This window comes from Caballeronia sp. INML2, assembly GCF_023631365.1.
In the GTDB taxonomy this organism is placed as follows: domain Bacteria; phylum Pseudomonadota; class Gammaproteobacteria; order Burkholderiales; family Burkholderiaceae; genus Caballeronia; species Caballeronia turbans.
In genome coordinates this window covers 17,438-32,268 of sequence record NZ_JALQDH010000124.1, presented here as the reverse complement: position 1 = coordinate 32,268, position 14,831 = coordinate 17,438, and the positions used below count along the sequence as shown (strand labels likewise).

Annotated in this window: 13 protein-coding genes and 4 pseudogenes; 4 read left to right on the top strand and 13 right to left on the bottom strand. The window is 61.6% G+C overall.

Annotated elements, in window-relative coordinates; translation table 11 throughout:
• Window positions 1-11: 11 nt before the first annotated feature.
• On the bottom strand, window positions 12-893 hold the full coding sequence (locus NCT32_RS34920; RefSeq protein WP_061119099.1) for an ABC transporter substrate-binding protein: 882 nt from the start codon (window positions 891-893) through the stop codon (window positions 12-14).
• Window positions 894-1,183: 290 nt separating this feature from the next.
• Here NCT32_RS34920 and NCT32_RS34915 point away from each other — a divergent pair, with 290 nt between their 5' ends.
• A complete protein-coding gene (locus NCT32_RS34915; RefSeq protein WP_061119098.1) occupies window positions 1,184-3,541 on the top strand; it encodes an acetamidase/formamidase family protein in 2,358 nt (785 codons plus the stop codon).
• 79 nt (window positions 3,542-3,620) lie between these two features.
• Here the strand turns inward: NCT32_RS34915 and NCT32_RS34910 are convergent.
• The 3 genes and pseudogenes from NCT32_RS34910 to NCT32_RS34900 form a co-directional block, all read right to left on the bottom strand.
• Window positions 3,621-3,760: pseudogene (locus tag NCT32_RS34910) on the bottom strand (diguanylate cyclase); the annotation flags it as partial.
• 719 nt (window positions 3,761-4,479) lie between these two features.
• A pseudogene (locus NCT32_RS34905) lies at window positions 4,480-5,129 on the bottom strand (fumarylacetoacetate hydrolase family protein); the annotation flags it as partial.
• Window positions 5,130-5,415: 286 nt separating this feature from the next.
• Window positions 5,416-6,321, bottom strand: coding sequence for a LysR family transcriptional regulator (locus NCT32_RS34900; protein ID WP_061119097.1), 906 nt, complete (start codon window positions 6,319-6,321; stop codon window positions 5,416-5,418).
• 219 nt (window positions 6,322-6,540) lie between these two features.
• On the opposite strand from NCT32_RS34900, the gene NCT32_RS34895 reads away from it, so the two are divergent.
• The 3 genes and pseudogenes from NCT32_RS34895 to NCT32_RS34885 all read left to right on the top strand — a co-directional run bounded on the left by NCT32_RS34895 (window position 6,541) and on the right by NCT32_RS34885 (window position 8,486).
• Window positions 6,541-7,941 (top strand): MFS transporter, encoded by a 1,401-nt coding sequence (locus tag NCT32_RS34895; RefSeq protein WP_061119096.1) that lies wholly within the window; start codon window positions 6,541-6,543, stop codon window positions 7,939-7,941.
• 49 nt (window positions 7,942-7,990) lie between these two features.
• A pseudogene (locus NCT32_RS34890) lies at window positions 7,991-8,239 on the top strand (shikimate dehydrogenase); the annotation flags it as partial.
• Between the two features lie 64 nt (window positions 8,240-8,303).
• Window positions 8,304-8,486: a hypothetical protein gene (locus NCT32_RS34885; protein ID WP_061119061.1), complete on the top strand. Its 183-nt coding sequence runs from the start codon at window positions 8,304-8,306 to the stop codon at window positions 8,484-8,486.
• Window positions 8,487-8,616: 130 nt separating this feature from the next.
• Here the strand turns inward: NCT32_RS34885 and NCT32_RS34880 are convergent, their stop codons facing one another.
• The 9 genes and pseudogenes from NCT32_RS34880 to NCT32_RS34840 all read right to left on the bottom strand — a co-directional run bounded on the left by NCT32_RS34880 (window position 8,617) and on the right by NCT32_RS34840 (window position 14,829).
• Window positions 8,617-8,724 (bottom strand): tautomerase family protein, encoded by a 108-nt coding sequence (locus NCT32_RS34880; RefSeq protein WP_250477566.1) that lies wholly within the window; start codon window positions 8,722-8,724, stop codon window positions 8,617-8,619.
• A 16-nt stretch (window positions 8,725-8,740) separates the two neighbouring features.
• Window positions 8,741-8,944, bottom strand: coding sequence for a hypothetical protein (locus NCT32_RS34875; protein WP_061119059.1), 204 nt, complete (start codon window positions 8,942-8,944; stop codon window positions 8,741-8,743).
• Window positions 8,945-9,144: 200 nt separating this feature from the next.
• Window positions 9,145-9,582 carry a type II 3-dehydroquinate dehydratase gene (gene aroQ / locus NCT32_RS34870; RefSeq protein WP_061119058.1) on the bottom strand — a complete coding sequence of 146 codons (438 nt, stop codon included), beginning with the start codon at window positions 9,580-9,582 and terminating at the stop codon, window positions 9,145-9,147.
• A gap of 35 nt (window positions 9,583-9,617) precedes the next feature.
• A pseudogene (locus NCT32_RS34865) lies at window positions 9,618-10,046 on the bottom strand (Gfo/Idh/MocA family oxidoreductase); the annotation flags it as partial.
• 59 nt (window positions 10,047-10,105) lie between these two features.
• Window positions 10,106-11,425, bottom strand: a complete 1,320-nt coding sequence (locus NCT32_RS34860; RefSeq protein ID WP_061119057.1) for an MFS transporter — start codon at window positions 11,423-11,425, stop codon at window positions 10,106-10,108.
• A gap of 69 nt (window positions 11,426-11,494) precedes the next feature.
• The gene (locus NCT32_RS34855) at window positions 11,495-12,283 is read right to left on the bottom strand and encodes an enoyl-CoA hydratase-related protein (protein ID WP_061119056.1); all 789 of its coding nucleotides are present in this window, start codon (window positions 12,281-12,283) and stop codon (window positions 11,495-11,497) included.
• A 19-nt stretch (window positions 12,284-12,302) separates the two neighbouring features.
• Window positions 12,303-13,148 (bottom strand): shikimate dehydrogenase, encoded by an 846-nt coding sequence (aroE, locus tag NCT32_RS34850; RefSeq protein ID WP_061119055.1) that lies wholly within the window; start codon window positions 13,146-13,148, stop codon window positions 12,303-12,305.
• Window positions 13,148-14,368 (bottom strand): CaiB/BaiF CoA-transferase family protein, encoded by a 1,221-nt coding sequence (locus tag NCT32_RS34845; RefSeq protein ID WP_061119054.1) that lies wholly within the window; start codon window positions 14,366-14,368, stop codon window positions 13,148-13,150. The genes aroE and NCT32_RS34845 overlap by 1 nt, the downstream gene beginning before the upstream one ends.
• Entirely contained in the window at window positions 14,368-14,829 is a 462-nt protein-coding gene (locus NCT32_RS34840; protein WP_061119053.1) for a MaoC family dehydratase, read from the bottom strand. The genes NCT32_RS34845 and NCT32_RS34840 overlap by 1 nt, the downstream gene beginning before the upstream one ends.
• Between the last annotated feature and the right edge of the window lie 2 nt (window positions 14,830-14,831).

The following is a 14,831-nucleotide window of genomic DNA, read 5'->3' as shown; positions in this document are numbered from 1 at the left end:
TGCTTCCGCGCTTACTTCGCAACGACGAGTTGCGGCGTCGCGAGATTCTCGACGCCGAGGCTCCACTTCTTGAGTAGCCCGGACTGCGCGCCGCTCTTCTGAATGGCGACGAGCGCGGCCATCACGGCATCGCGGAAATCGGGCTTGTCCTTCGGCACGCCGATGCCCACGAAGTACGGCAAGGTCACGGCGGTCGCTTTCTCCAGCTTGTCCGGATACGCCTTCACCGCCTGGTCGACCGTGTTCACGTCGTTGATGTACGTATCGGCGCGGCCCGCGAGAATGGCCTGGATGCAGTTGGCGTTGTTGTCGTAAAGCTGCACGGTGGCTTCGGGCTTGCCGGCCGCCTTGCATTGCGGCGCCAGCGCCTGAATCAGCGGCACTTCCACATAGCCCGTGTTTTCGGCGGCGGTCGTGCCGCACATCGACGTGTTGATGCCGGTGATCTTCTTCGGATTGCCCTTGGCGACGAGTACGCCGTCGAACACCTTCGAGTACGTGATGAAGTCCGCGGCCTTGGCGCGCTCCTCGGTCGCGTAGATATCGGAGATAACGATATCGGCCTGACCGCTCTGCAAGGTCGTGAGCAGCGCGGCGAAGGTCACGGGCTTGTAGGCAATCGTGAAGCCGAGGCATTGCGCGATCAACTCGCCCAGATCGATATCGAAGCCGATGTACTTGCTCGGATCGTTCGGGTCGAGCGCTTCATAGCCCGGCGTATGTGGGTTGATCGCATTGGTGAGTGTCTTGCCCTTGAACTGCGGGTACTTCGCCTGCAACGCGCTGCATTCTGCGGGCGCGGCGGCGTGCGCCTGTCCCGCGAAGGCGAACAACACCGCGCACAGCGCGCCAAATCCTGCGCGAGATAACCGGCCCACGAGATTCCTTTGCATCGATACGCTCCTGACGGCTGACGACGATTGACTTGCGATGCCCAGAGCGTAGGCGACCGAAATCTCGCGAACTTGACTGGCTGCGCACAACTGCTGGTATTGGCGTGCACGCTCATCCAAGAACGCATGACGCAGCGCGTCGCGTGATGCGCGCAAGTGCAGGCGTGCGCCGCGATGGCGCATGTATGCACTGTCTTTGATACGCGACGCACCCGGCGCCGTAAGCAGCGCGATGGCGTGAAGGTTGCTTTTGGAATGCTTTTCCTGCTTCGCCTATCGTGGAGTTTTCGTTGAACCTGTCGCGCTTCACCACCGAGTCGTATCCCGAGTTCGAACGCCGTCATGAATGGAACGCGGCGCTCGCACGTCTCGGATGGCGCAGCAAGATCGAAGGCGGCGAACGCGGTCTGCACGGCACGCTGACCTCGCGCCTGTCGGCGGGCGGGATCGAATTCACGACCATCGCCTCGGCCGCGCAGACGCTGCAGATGAGCGCGGATCATGCGGACAGTCTCATGCTCGTGCTGCTGATCGATGGCGACGCCACGCTCATCGCCGATGGTCTGCGCGAGCGAGTGAGCCCGCATGACATCGTGTATGCAGCGCCGGGACAGAGCGCGTCACTGGTTTTCGCGGGACGCTTTCGCGCGTTCATCGTGCGGGCGCCTAAGAGCGCCATCAACGCGCGTGTCATCTCGCCGCTCTCGTTGCGCGTGGCGTTGCTGCCGGGCGCGACGGGCATCGGCCACATCTTCTCGGGCTTTCTGCGTTCGGTCGTGGAAAGCCTCGAAACGCTGAGCGCGCAGGAGTTGCGTCCCACCGAACTCGCGCTCGCCGAAATGCTCGTGGCCTGTCTTGCCGGACAGGAACGCAAAGGTTCGTTCAACGGGCTGACGCCGCCGCAGTCGGCGTTGTTCGCGCGCCTGTGCCGCTTTATCGAAACGCATCTCGCCGATTCAGCCCTGAGCGTGACCTCGCTCGCCAAAGACGAACGCGTGTCGCCGCGTTACGTGCAGAAGCTGTTCGAACTCGCCGGACAGAGTTTCTCGACTTATGTGCGCTCGCGCCGCCTCGAACGCTGCCGCGCGGAACTGGCCGATCCGCTCTCGGAGAAAGTCTCCATATCCGACATCTGCTTTCGCTGGGGCTTCAACGATCCGGCGCACTTCAGCCGCGTGTTCCGCGAGCGTTATGGCGCATCGCCCCGCACGTTCCGGCACGAAGCGAACCTGGAACTCGCGCGCCATCTCGTGCATTCGCTATCGCGCGGGCTGCCGGTGAACGCCGCGAGTCTGGTCGCGCAAGCGCGCAGTGAAGAGACGGGCGACACGCTCGTCGCCGTGCGCGAAGAAAGCGATGCCGTGCAAGCGCGGCCCGCGCGGACGGGCGGCAGGCCGCGGCATCATTTGCTGCGGGCAACGGCGAACACGGTGCACTGGGGCTATTTCAGCCACGATCTCAAGCCCGTGCTCGAAGTCGCGAGCGGCGATACGGTGACGGTCGAAGCGCTCACGCAGCATGCGTCGGATGACTGGGACCGCATGATCGCGGGCGATCCCGGCGCGGAGAGCGTGTTCCACTGGACACCCGAACGCAAGAACGTCGACCGTCGCGGCGCGGGCCCGATGAACGCCTCCATCTATGGACGCGGCGCGGGCGAAGGCTTCGGCGTGCATATCTGCACCGGGCCGATTGCGGTGACGGGCGCGGAACCGGGCGATGTGCTCGAAGTGCGCATCGTCGATATTCATCCTCGCCGCTGCACGAATCCGAAGTTCCACGGCCGCGCGTTCGGCAGCAACGTTGCGGCGTGGTGGGGCTTTCATTATCGCGAGCTGCTCACCGAACCGAAGCCGCGCGAAGTCGTAACCATCTACGAGATCCACACGGACGAAGCGCGCGACGACAGCGCCTATGCGCGCGCCGTCTACAACTATCGCTGGACGCCGCAGCGCGATCCCTTCGGCGTGCTGCATCCGATCATCGATTATCCCGGCGTGCCGGTGGACCACGCGAGCGTGGTCGAGAATCACGACGTGCTGAGGAACGTGACCATTCCCGTGCGACCGCACTTCGGCGTGATCGGCGTGGCGCCGCAGCAGAACGGTCTGATCGATTCGATTCCGCCTTCGGCCTTCGGCGGCAATCTCGACAACTGGCGCGTGGGCCCGGGCGCAAGCGTGTTTCTGCCGGTCGGCGTGGCCGGCGCGCTCTTGTCAATCGGTGACCCGCACGCGTCGCAAGGAGATTCCGAGTTGTGCGGCACGGCCATCGAATGCTCGCTCACCGGCGACTTCGAACTGATCCTGCACAAGAAGTCCACGCTTGCCTCGCAGTCGTTCGCGGACCTCACCTATCCGCTTGTCGAAACCGCCGATGAATGGGTGCTGCACGGCTTCAGCCATCCCGACTATCTGGCCGAATTCGGCACCAGCGCGCAAAGCGAGGTCTATCAGAAGTCCACGCTGGATCAGGCCATGCGCGATGCCTTCATCAAGACGCGGCGGTTTCTGATGTCCACCAAGGGACTCACCGAAGACGAAGCCATCTCGCTGATGTCGGTGGCGGTGGACTTCGGCGTCACGCAAGTCGTCGATGGCAACTGGGGCGTGCACGCGATCATCCGCAAGGCGTTGTTCACGGATTAAGCGCGGACTCGCGCTTCTTGCAGGCCCGGCTTCTACCCGACACAGCCACGGTTTCCAGCATGAGACTACGTCACCGCGTTCATCTAACCTCGACACGATTACGCCCCGCCGCCTTCGCGTGATACAACGCCGGTCCGCGCGCCGCATGAGCGCATTCACGTCGCGCTCACCGGCCTCGCGTGTCGCCACGCCGATGCTCACCGTGAAAGGAATCGCCTTCGGTCCCACATCAGCGCTTTCTGGATCTCGGAGTAATAAATTCTCGGTCGCTGCTTGATATGCAACACCTCCGCTGCTCACGCAGATTCTAGGTGTTGCATCGACCGGTTGAATCCGCCCGCCGACTACAGCCAGATACCAGCCGGCGGCAGACCGGGAGCCGGCTACCACATGGCCAACGGCTGTCATTAAGCCCTCGGAAGGCGTTCACGGGTCGTTCTACAACGGAACGCTGTCAACGGCCTTGTCGCTCGACACAGATATCCCAGCTCACCAGCGGGCGAAATGCCGATGCGCAAACGTATCGAACGATACGCGTGCTGGCCCCATTCGCATGCGTGATCGACCACGTGCGCTGCCCGGTGAGCCTAATACTCCGATCCAACGTCGGGTAGCCGACTGCCGACAGTCGGGCGCTCCCCTTCCCGGCGCGACGCCTCATGTGGAGCATCCGCCGCAGCCCGATCGGCGGCTTCTGATGTACTTGTCGATTGCAATTCGATTTCCACGGCGCCTTGTGGCCCGGCGGCTGGCGACGCGGCAAAGGGAGATAGTCGGAGAAGGCCGGCAGTAGTCCAGTACGCGGGACCTTACAAGCAGGCGAGTTTCCAGACCTCTTCGTCACAAGTTGCAAACGGCAAGGCTTGGCAAGGTGCCTGCTTGAGCCGCTATCGACATGCTCGTGCAGGCGGCCAGCGAAAAAACGCGGAGAGTTTTCATCATTTGCTGGCCCCCGTCGCCGCTGCGCCCGCCGACTTCGGCCCCACGCGGAACTCGAACCCAGCTATCCCCTCAACACCGCCCGAACAACATCACCGGGATGCAGCGGACCGACACCAGCGGGAGTGCCCGAGAATATGATGTCGCCCGGTTTCAAAGCTACCGACTGCGAAACGTACCTCACGATGTCAGCGACCGGCCAGACCATTTCGCTTAGATCGCTCTCTTGCTTAACCTCACCATTGACGGCGAGCCAGATCCGACCGGTCGTTGGGTGACCGATTTGACTCACAGGGCGAAGCTGCGTAACCGGAGCGGACGCATCAAACCCTTTCGCCCAGTCCCACGGCCGGCGTTGTGCCTTGGCTTGCGCCTGAAGGTCTCGGCGCGTCAAATCGACGCCGACTGCATAGCCCCATACATGTGTAAGTGCCTGCTCTGTCCTTATCTCGAACCCCTCTTTTCCGATCGCAGTCACCATCTCGATATCGAACTGAAAATCCGACGTGAGCGGTGGGTACGGCACAACACCTGTAGCGTCAATCCCGGCGTCCGCAGGTTTCTGAAAAAAGAACGGCGGCTCTTTGTCCGGGTTGCCACCCATTTCTCTAGCATGCTCCGCGTAGTTCCGTCCTACGCAGAACACGCGGGTTGACTAATGCACGCCCCACGCCCCTTTGCCGGTACAGCCCCAGGCTGCGGGCTGCCGCTTTGTGTGAGGTGATCTGACCGCCGAACCCCGGCCGAAAGAAGTACCGCCCCATGTCGATGCTTTCGCACACGAGCCTACGGGGATGCCCACAGGAGCTCGCAAAAATTGGTGCGCGGTTGAAAGTGTGGTTCTCTTTCGGCTGCGTGGCGCGACGACGGCACCGCGCTAGCGAACCTCTTTCCTAAACCGAATTGCTCTTCGACCGAACCGTTGCGTTCAAAGCCTAATTCATGCTCAGAAATAGATCGGCCACGACCGAGCGCAGCCAGCGATTACCCGCCTCGTGATGGTATTTCGCGTGCCAATGCTGGCGCACTGCGAACTTATCAACCGGAAACGGACACGTATGGGCGGTTAAGTCGTTCACCCTCGCCAGCGTTTCACCAATGTTGCGCGGCAAGGTGGCAATGAGGTCGGTGGACTTGACGATCGATCCAAGCCCGAGCATCCCAGGAAGCTCAAGCACAACATCACGCTCAATGTCCTCGCGCAGAAGGGCCTGCTCTAACAGTTGCGTGCCCGTTCCTGCGGCAATGATGACGTGCCCCTCGCTGCGATACTGTTTGAGAGTCAATCTTGCACGTATACGTGGATGGCTCGGATTGACCAGGCAGACCCAGTCCTGCATGTAGAGCTGTTGTTGAAACATACCGCTTCCGAGCCACGGGACATACCCGATTGCCAGATCGGCTTCGCCCGATTCGAGCGCGCGTTCCGTGTTGCCGTCAATTCGCGCGGCCTCCAGCCGGATGCCCGGCGCTTGTGCACGTACGTGCGCAAGCATTCGCGGAAGCAGCGTGATGTGACTCGCATCGGTCATGCAAATGCGAAACCGCCGCTTCGCTGTCATCGGATCGAACGAAAAATCCCACGCGGAAAACCGACGCAACGACTCCAGGATTTCCCGACATGGCCCGATCAGCGCGTCCGCCTGCGGCGTAGGCGTCATGCCGCCTGGCGTGCGGACAAACAGCGGATCCTGTAGATGATCGCGCAGGCGCGCAAGCCAGATGCTGACTGTTGGCTGAGCCTGTCCCAACTGCTCGGCTGCGCGGGTGACGCTGCGAACGTCGTACAGCAAATCGAAAAGCTGAAGCAACTTGAGATCAGGCAACTCAGAGGTAGTCACGGTGGTCATTGTTCGACGCAATGTCCCTATTGTAATCATTGCATTGCAAGGGCGAAAGCAACTGCGTATCTTGATTTTGGATTTGAGTGGTCGAACGCGTTGCAACCGCCAGACCATGTCACCAGAGACGCAGCCGACGATGCTGCTCCAGTTAAGTCGAATCAGGAGACGTTCATGGAACAAGGACTGCCACGTCAAGGCGGGGTGAACGACGGGCTCATGGATGAGCGAGCCCGAAAGCAGGCACGCAAGGCGAGAGCCAGCGGATGGATCGGGTCCGCCTTGGAGTACTACGATTTCTTCATTTACGCGCAGGCTGCCGCACTGATTTTTCCTCAGATCTTTTTCCCTAAAGGTGATCCCAAGATTGCAATCGTCGCCTCGCTCGCGACGTACGGGGTGGGCTACGTGGCACGCCCCATCGGCGCTTTCGTCCTGGGGCACTGGGGCGACACGCACGGTCGCAAGACTGTGCTGCTGATCTGCATGTTTCTCATGGGCGTTTCCACGATGGCCGTCGGCCTGTTGCCGACCTATCAATCGGTGGGCGTCCTTGCGCCGGCGCTCCTGGTGATTTTGCGGCTCGTTCAAGGCTTCGCGGTGGCAGGTGAAATCTCCGGCGCCAGTTCGATGATCATGGAGCAGGCACCATTCGGTCGGCGCGGCTACTTTGCGAGCTTCACGCTGCAGGGTGTGCAAGCCGGCCAGATTCTCGCGGCCGCCGTTTTCCTGCCGCTCGCTTACTACATGCCTGAGGACGCGTTTGTCGCGTGGGGCTGGCGCATTCCATTTCTGCTGAGTGCGGGCGTTCTGATTGCCGGCTTCGTTATTCGTCGTGAAGTCGATGAGACGGCTGCATTCACGAAGGAAGATGCCAGCGGCCAAGTTGCTCGTGCGCCGGTTCTCGAAGCATTCAAGTACAGCTGGCCCGACATGCTTCGTGTCGTGTGTATGGCTTTCATGAACGTGATCCCGGTCGTCACGACGATCTTCGGTGCCGCATATGCCGTGCAGCCTTCCTACGGAATCAACTTCCATGCAAGTGTGTATCTGTGGATCCCGGTGGTGGGGAACATCGTAGCGGTACTCGTCATCCCATTCGTCGGAAATCTCTCCGATCGCATTGGACGCCGCGTTCCGATCATTTTCGGTGCCCTTGCATCTGGCTTGCTGTCTTACGCGTATCTTTACGCGATCAGCATCCACAATCTTCCGGTCGCCTTCGTCATGTCGATCCTGATGTGGGGCGTGGTCTACCAGGGCTATAACGCGATCTTCCCGGGTTACTATCCGGAGCTGTTCCCAACACGCTTTCGCGTGTCCGCTATGGCAATCGCGCAGAACATCGGCACCACCATCACGGCCCTGCTTCCCGCGCTTTTCGCGGCCGTTGCTCCCCCTGGATCGCATAACGTTCCTATGCTGATCGGCTCCATCACACTCGGCGTCACGGTCATCTCGGCGCTGGCCGCATGGAGCGCACGGGAGACCTATCGCGTGCGTCTCAGCGATCTTGGCAAGAAGGATGCGGTGCCCATTCCAAAAGAGCAGTACGACCAGTTGCGCGAAGAGGCGCTAGACGAGGTGCGACTCGCAAAGGCGGCGATGCAGACCCGCTGACGCGTTGAGCGGGCACCTCAAACGCGGTGCCCGTCGCTGGTTTTGTTGTACATGCATGGGTATGAGCGAAGGCGATCCGCTTTCCTGTCGACGTCGAACGCATTTGACCCGTGACTTTCGTCGGCGAGGGGTGATGAAAACGGAGATGACCGCGTTTCTTAAGGCCGTACAGGGGCGTGGCTGCCGCTTTCAGGTCGGCTCGGACATGTTGTTCGAACAGATCCCTGCCTACCTCGAATTCTTCGGCTTCCCGACGACGACGCCCGACGTCCTGCGCTCGCTCGCCACGCTAAGCTGACCCATCTTCGACCATGATCACACCCCGTTTCGGCTGGTGTGGGCCTCGTCACCAGGCGCCGCTCATGCAGCAGGCGGGGCTTGACTATATCGAGGGTCAACTCGTGCCGCTGCGCATTGAGGACGACGCGGCGAAGGCAGGTGGCTACACCGGTTTGCTCAGCAGCGAGTGCGCTATCAAGGGCGATCCCGTGATCGGAATGCGCGAAAGCACGGCGTTCCTGCGCCGCGCGTGGGCTGCCGCATGAGGCTTCGCCCGCGAGAGGGCTCAGGACTTCGGCGGCGCGGCCGATCCCGCGGCGATCTGATCGGCGACAGTCCGCCCGCCACGGCCCCAAAGCTCCGGCGGGACCTCTTCGGCGACGACGCGAACGGCGTCTATGGGATATCCAGACTTTCTGACATGGCAAGCGATACGCTCTCGATCAGCTTGCGTTTCTTCTCGATGCTACGTCCTTCGAAAATCTTGATCAATGCGATAGGCATGATCCAACTCCTTTAGTCAGCCGGCCGCCTTTCCGGTAATCGGCGGTGCCGGCAGACGCGCTTCGCCGGGCTCGATCACGACGTGATGATCGAGTGAATGCCACGGACCGTCGATATCCGTCGCGGGCGCGGCGCCGGTTTCGTGCAGCAGGTAGCGACCGACGAGCGCATGCGTCACGCCGAACTTGCTGAGTTGCCCGAGTTCGCCACGACGGCGCAAGCCTGATGGAACTCGGCTTCGGTGAGCCGAACTTCCCCGCGCCAGATCGTGCAGATGACGGACCACCACCGACATGATTTCCCGGAAGCGCGCGTCGGGCGCATGCGCCAGATCGTCGAGCAGTGCGCGCGTGACGTCCTGTTCGTTGCCGATGATCAGCGCCGTCTCCGTATTCGACCCGCACCCGACGGCCTACGCTGTCAGGCCGCCGCCGCCACCGCCGCCCGCAGACCGAGGGAATAGCTTTCTATACCGAACCCGCAAATCTGCCCCTTGACGATTTCCGCGAACACCGAATGATGACGGAAAGCCTCACGTGCGTGGATGTTCGACATATGAATCTCCACGACGGGCACGGTCAGAATGGCGAGTGCGTCGCGGATGCCGTAACTGTAGTGCGTCCATGCACCCGCATTGATGAGCACGCCATCGACTTTATCGGTAAACGCCTGATGGATGCGTTCGCACATGTCGCCCTCGCTGTTGGTCTGATAGCTTTCGACCTTTACGCCAAGTTCAGTTCCGAGCGCCTGCAATTTTGCATCAATGTCGGCGAGCGTAGCCGTGCCGTACTGAACGGGATCTCGCTTGCCAAACATGTTGTGGTTGACGCCGTGCAGCATAAGAAACGTTTTCATTCTTCCATCCAATGTGGATTGCAGTCGATTAATGTTCAATCCAACGATGCCGCCTCGACAACTGCGCCTGTTTTCGCGGCTTTGACGATCGCTTCGGTGATGCGCAGATTCTGAAGACCATCGCGTGCAGTGACGATAGGTTTCGCTTCGCCGCGCACGACTCTGCCGAAGTGTTCCATCTGATGTTCAAGCGGGTCGTCTCGGGTCAGTTCGGCCACGCCGACATCGAAGGGCTTCCACCAGGACCGGTCCTCGGCCCGTCCGTATGTCTTGAGGCGCATCGTCGGAATTGAAAGCGAGCCGAACGTACCGGCAATCGCATAGCAGTCTTCATCGGCGTATGACGGATAGGCCTTGTTTTCCTGCGACGTCTGTTCCCAGCTGCGCGCGCTGGCGGCCGTGTCGGAGAGAAGAAACGTGCCGAGGGCGCCGTTTGCGAAACGAAGGTTGATGGCGACGGTATCCAATATGTTCGAGGCCGATATAACCGGCGCCTGCGACAGCAATGCGCGTCTTTGTCATGTCACTCTCCGTGACTTTCCGGGCCGGCATGGATCGCCCACATCGAGATCAGATTGAACACAATGCCGAGCGCGACGATCGGCCAGGTGGCGCCTGCTGTGTGCGCCTGGATCAGAGTCGCGGCGAACGGCGCGCTGCTGCCGATCACGACCGCGAGGTTATACGCCACGGCGGAACCGCGATAACGGAACTCCGTGGGAAACGCTTCGGCGAAATAGGCGGGCTGTACACCGGCGTGAAATTGCGCTGCGCACAGCAGAAACACGATGGCCAGGCCAATCAGCAGAACATGCCCGCTGAGGATCAGCGGGAAGAACACGATGAACGCGACAAGCATCGATCGTGAGCCGAGCAGCATGGCGCGTCGCCGTCCGATGCGGTCGCAAAGCGCGCCGCCGAAGCCCATCGCGACCATCGAGCAAAGATGCGCGACGATCAGAATTGCAAACGCAGTCTGCTTCGATATACCGAGTTTCCCTGTCACATAGGAGAGGATAAATACCGTCGCGATGAAGTACGCGATAGACACGGCGGCCCACACCATCATAAGACGCAGTATCGTGCCGCCATGCTTGCCGAAACCGGCGGTTGACTGCACGCGACCAGAACGCTTCTGCTTCATCTGCGCTTCGAACGCGGGTGTCTCCGAGATCCGCATGCGGATGAACAGGCCAATCGCTACCAGCAGGAAGCTGAAGAGAAACGGAATACGCCAGCCAAATCTCAGGAACTGTTCGTTCGTGACGATCGCGGCGACGCCGAAAAGAACCGCATTCGCCAATACTTGGGCGAGCGGCGAGCCCATCGCGATGAAGGAACTGTAAAAGCCGCGGCGGTTCTTCGGCGCGTGCTCCATCGTGAGCAACTGGCTGCCTGTGACCTCGCCCCCGAGCGCAAAGCCCTGCATGAAGCGCAGTACGACGAGCGCCACAGGAGCGTACACGCCAATCGACGCATAAGTGGGCAGCACGCCGATCAGGAACGAGCAAACGCCCATCAGCAGGAACGTAAACACGAGCATGTTGCGGCGGCCGACGCGATCGCCCAGCGCGCCGCAGATCAGACCGCCCAGCGGCCGAGCGACAAATCCCACCGAGAAAGTCGCAAAGGCGGCGAGCGTGGCCGTGGTCGTGTCGGTTGCGGAAAAGAAGAGCTGTGGCAGGACCGTTGCTGCAATGGCTCCGTAAGCGGCGAAATCCAGCCATTCGAGCGCAGAACCCGCGATGCTGCTCAGCGCTGCGCGGTTCGCCATCTGCTTGTCATCGGTATCCTGGGCCCGAACGGCGGCGTCGCCGTTCAGTGTGTGTTCTTGCGGCGTCAATTGCGTCTCCGGTAGATGTCAGGCCGCTTCTTCGAGCGGTCCGATCGAGGGATGGATGCGTTCGCCCGGCTATTGGCCGGTCCACTTCGGCGGACGCTTTTCGGCGAACGCCTTGGGACCCTCGCGCGCGTCGTCGCTCGCGAGCATGCGCTGCGCGAGCGGATAATCCTCGTGCATCGTCGATGCGAGGTCCGCCTGTGCGAGGCTTCTCAGCATCACCTGCTTCGATGCCTGAATAGCGAGCGGCGCACAGGCCAGAATGTCGTCGGCGAGCGCACGTGCCCGGCTCATCAGTTCGGCTGCCGGCACAATCTCGTTGATCAGGCCGATGCGACGCGCCTCCTCCGCCGGAATGCGTCTGGCGGTGAGCACCAGCGCCATGGCATCCTTCATGCCGACCTGTCTTGGCAGGCGCTGCAGGAGGCCGCCGCCAAGCGCTGCCAGACCGACACGTGGCTCGGGAAGGCCGAACTGCGCATGAGCGGCGGCAACGGCGAGATCGCACGCGGCGAGAATTTCCATGCCGCCGCCGAGACACAGGCCGTTGACTGCGGCGATCAACGGCTTCCACAAGTCGAAGCGATGCGTGATGCCTGCAAAGCCTGTCGATGGCTTGGTGTGGTCGCCGGTAGCATCGAGTGCCTTCAAGTCCGTGCCGACACAGAAGGCGCGCTCGCCCGCACCGGTGACGATGGCCACGCGCAACGCGGGATCTGCCGCATACCGGTCGAAGGCGTCGGCAAGTTCGCGGTGCGCATCGGGGTGAAGCGAGTTCAGAACCTCGGGCCGGTCGATCGTCAATGTAAGAAGCGGCCCGTCGACTTCGTACCTGCAGAAACGATATGGCTCGGCTTGCATGCAAGATGTCCTCTTCGGGTCAATCGAGCGGAACAGTCAGACGGTCGATAAGGGTGCGCGTTTCCGGACGAATGCCCCGCCACCATGCAAACGCCTCCGCCGCCTGCTCGACCAGCATGCCCACGCCGTCAGCGATACCTTGCACACCTGCATTGCGCGCGAGCCGCAAGAAAGGCGTGAGTCCCTTCCCGTAAGCGAGTTCATAGGCGCTTCCGCTGGCGCTGAAGACACTAGGTGGCACCGGCGGCAGTTGCCCTGTCAGGCTCGCCGATGTCGCGTTGATAACCAGGTCGAAGCGCCCCATAGCCTCCAGATCCGCATACCCGCATGCAATGAGCGATCCGGCAGCAGTGAGCGGTCTGGCGACCTGTTCCACAAGTGCCCGCGCCTTGTCCACGTGCCGGTTTGTTACGACGAGTTCGGCGGGCCGTGCCGCGACGAACGGCAGCAGCGCGCCGCGCGCGGCGCCGCCCGCGCCGAGGATCAGCACGCGCTTGCCGGCCATCGGCTGATGCAGATTGACTTCGATGTCGCGCACGAGGCCGACGCCATCGAAGTTCTCCGCGATGATGCGGCCGTTCTCGAACTTCATCGCGTTGACCGCACCTGAGAGCTCGGCTCTTTCGCTGCGCTCATCGGACATTGCAAATGCTTCGAGTTTGAAGGGTGCGGTCACGTTCATGCCGCGGCCGCCCGCAGCAATGAAACTTCTGACGCTGTCAGAGAAGCCGCTGGCAGGTTCCACAGGCCCTTCGATGGCCTTATAGCTCATATCCTGACCGGTCTCTTGCGCGAAGAAGCCGTGGATCAAGGGCGACTTCGTGTGCCCGATCGGATTGCCGATGACCGCATAACGATCGCCCATCACGCGCTCCGCTTCGAGAACAGCACGCCATCGGTCTGCATCGAATCGATTTCGGCCGCGCTGAAGCCCAGCGATCGGGCGACTTCCTCGTTGTGCTGCCCGAGATCCGGGCCAACATCGCGAATCGACGTATCGCAGTCCGAGAAGCGAAATGGCAGGTTCGGCAGACGCAGCGTGCCCAGGCGCGGATGCTCCTGTTCGATCACCATGCCACGCGCGACGATCTGCGGATCGGCCACGACCTCGTCGATGCGTTGTACCTTGGCGCATGGCACATCGACGCTGTCGAGCAGCGCGAGCACATCGGCGACGTTACGCGCAGCGACCCATGGCTTCACAACCGAGAGAATGGCCTCGCGGTTCGCATTGCGCCCGTTTAGGCTATGCAAGCGCGCATCAGTGGCGAAGCCCGCGGGGCCGCCGTTTTGCTCGACGGCCGTCGCGAACCGCTTCCACGAATCATCGACCTGCGCGGCGATGACCAGATCCCCATCGCTTGCCCGGAACACGCCGTATAAAGTTGATGTCGGCATGTCATGGCCGGTCTGTTCGGGGACCACGCCCTGCATCGTGTAGCACTGGACGGCGTATTCGTGCATCGAGAACAGCGTGTCGTACAGCGCCATGTCGATATGCTGGCCGCGTCCGCTCTTTACGCGGCCCAGCAACGCAGCGTTGATCGCGGCGACCGCGTGGATGCCGGTGTACATGTCGCCGAGCGAAATGCGCATGAGCGGTGGCGGTTCGCCGGGGTTGCCGATCATCTGCATGATGCCGCTCTTCGCTTCCGCGATCAGCCCAAAGCCTGCGCGATGCGCGTCCGGACCTGTATGCCCATAGGCCGAGATGGAGCAATAGACGAGACCGGGATTGCGTTCGGACAACGCCCCATAGCCGAGGCCGAGCTTGTCCAGCGCTCCGGGGCGATAGTTCTCAATGAAAACATCCGCCGAATCGCAAAGGCGCTCCATGAAAGCCTTACCTCGCGGCTCTTTCATATTGACGCTCACGCCGCGCTTGCCCATGTTCAACTGGAGGAAGTAGGCGCTTTGCTGGTCGTCGAGAATCGTCGCGTGCTGGCGGCCTGCATCACCGCTGCCGGGACGCTCGACCTTGATGACTTCGGCGCCGAGCGCGGCGAGGCAGCGTCCGACATAGGGACCGGCCAGGAAGTGGCTATAGTCGACGACGCGAATGCCTTCGAGAGGACGGGCTTGCATCAGTAGGCTCCCGGACGGCGCGGGATCATCAGACGATGCTCGCCGCGTTGAACGACTTCGCCGCTCTGGTTGATCAGTTCGGATGGCAACACTACGATGCCCCAGCCCGGGCGGCTCTTGCTCGCCCGCATCGACGTCACGCGAAACTTCACATGCAGCACGTCGTTGACCTTGATGGGCAGCACGAAGTCCCACGTCCAGCCGAGCGACATGCCCGGCAGGAAGCGATAGTCGCTCTGTGTCTTGAGCCCATCGGCAATGGACAGGCCGAATAGACCATGCGCGACGATCGACCCGAAATGGCTCGCATTGGCGTATTCTTCATCCACATGCACCGGCGTGTGGTCGCCCGTGAGATCGGCGTAAGCGAGGATGCGTTCCTTCGTGACCGTGTAGGTCGGGCTGACGCATTCGTCGCCTTCCTGCGCATCGTCCCAGTATTTTTCGGTGGTGGTGCTCATGC

Bases quoted from the DNA above. Each gene is read 5' to 3' on its own strand.
- NCT32_RS34920 (WP_061119099.1), bottom strand. From the start codon at position 893: ATGCAAAGGAATCTCGTGGGCCGGTTATCTCGCGCAGGATTTGGCGCG.
- NCT32_RS34855 (WP_061119056.1), bottom strand. From the start codon at position 12,283: ATGCAAGCCGAGCCATATCGTTTCTGCAGGTACGAAGTCGACGGGCCG.
- aroE (WP_061119055.1), bottom strand. From the start codon at position 13,148: ATGGGCGATCGTTATGCGGTCATCGGCAATCCGATCGGGCACACGAAG.
- NCT32_RS34845 (WP_061119054.1), bottom strand. From the start codon at position 14,368: ATGCAAGCCCGTCCTCTCGAAGGCATTCGCGTCGTCGACTATAGCCAC.
- NCT32_RS34880 (WP_250477566.1), bottom strand. From the start codon at position 8,724: ATGCCTATCGCATTGATCAAGATTTTCGAAGGACGTAGCATCGAGAAG.
- NCT32_RS34840 (WP_061119053.1), bottom strand. From the start codon at position 14,829: ATGAGCACCACCACCGAAAAATACTGGGACGATGCGCAGGAAGGCGAC.
- NCT32_RS34895 (WP_061119096.1), top strand. From the start codon at position 6,541: ATGGATGAGCGAGCCCGAAAGCAGGCACGCAAGGCGAGAGCCAGCGGA.
- aroQ (WP_061119058.1), bottom strand. From the start codon at position 9,582: ATGAAAACGTTTCTTATGCTGCACGGCGTCAACCACAACATGTTTGGC.
- NCT32_RS34885 (WP_061119061.1), top strand. From the start codon at position 8,304: ATGCAGCAGGCGGGGCTTGACTATATCGAGGGTCAACTCGTGCCGCTG.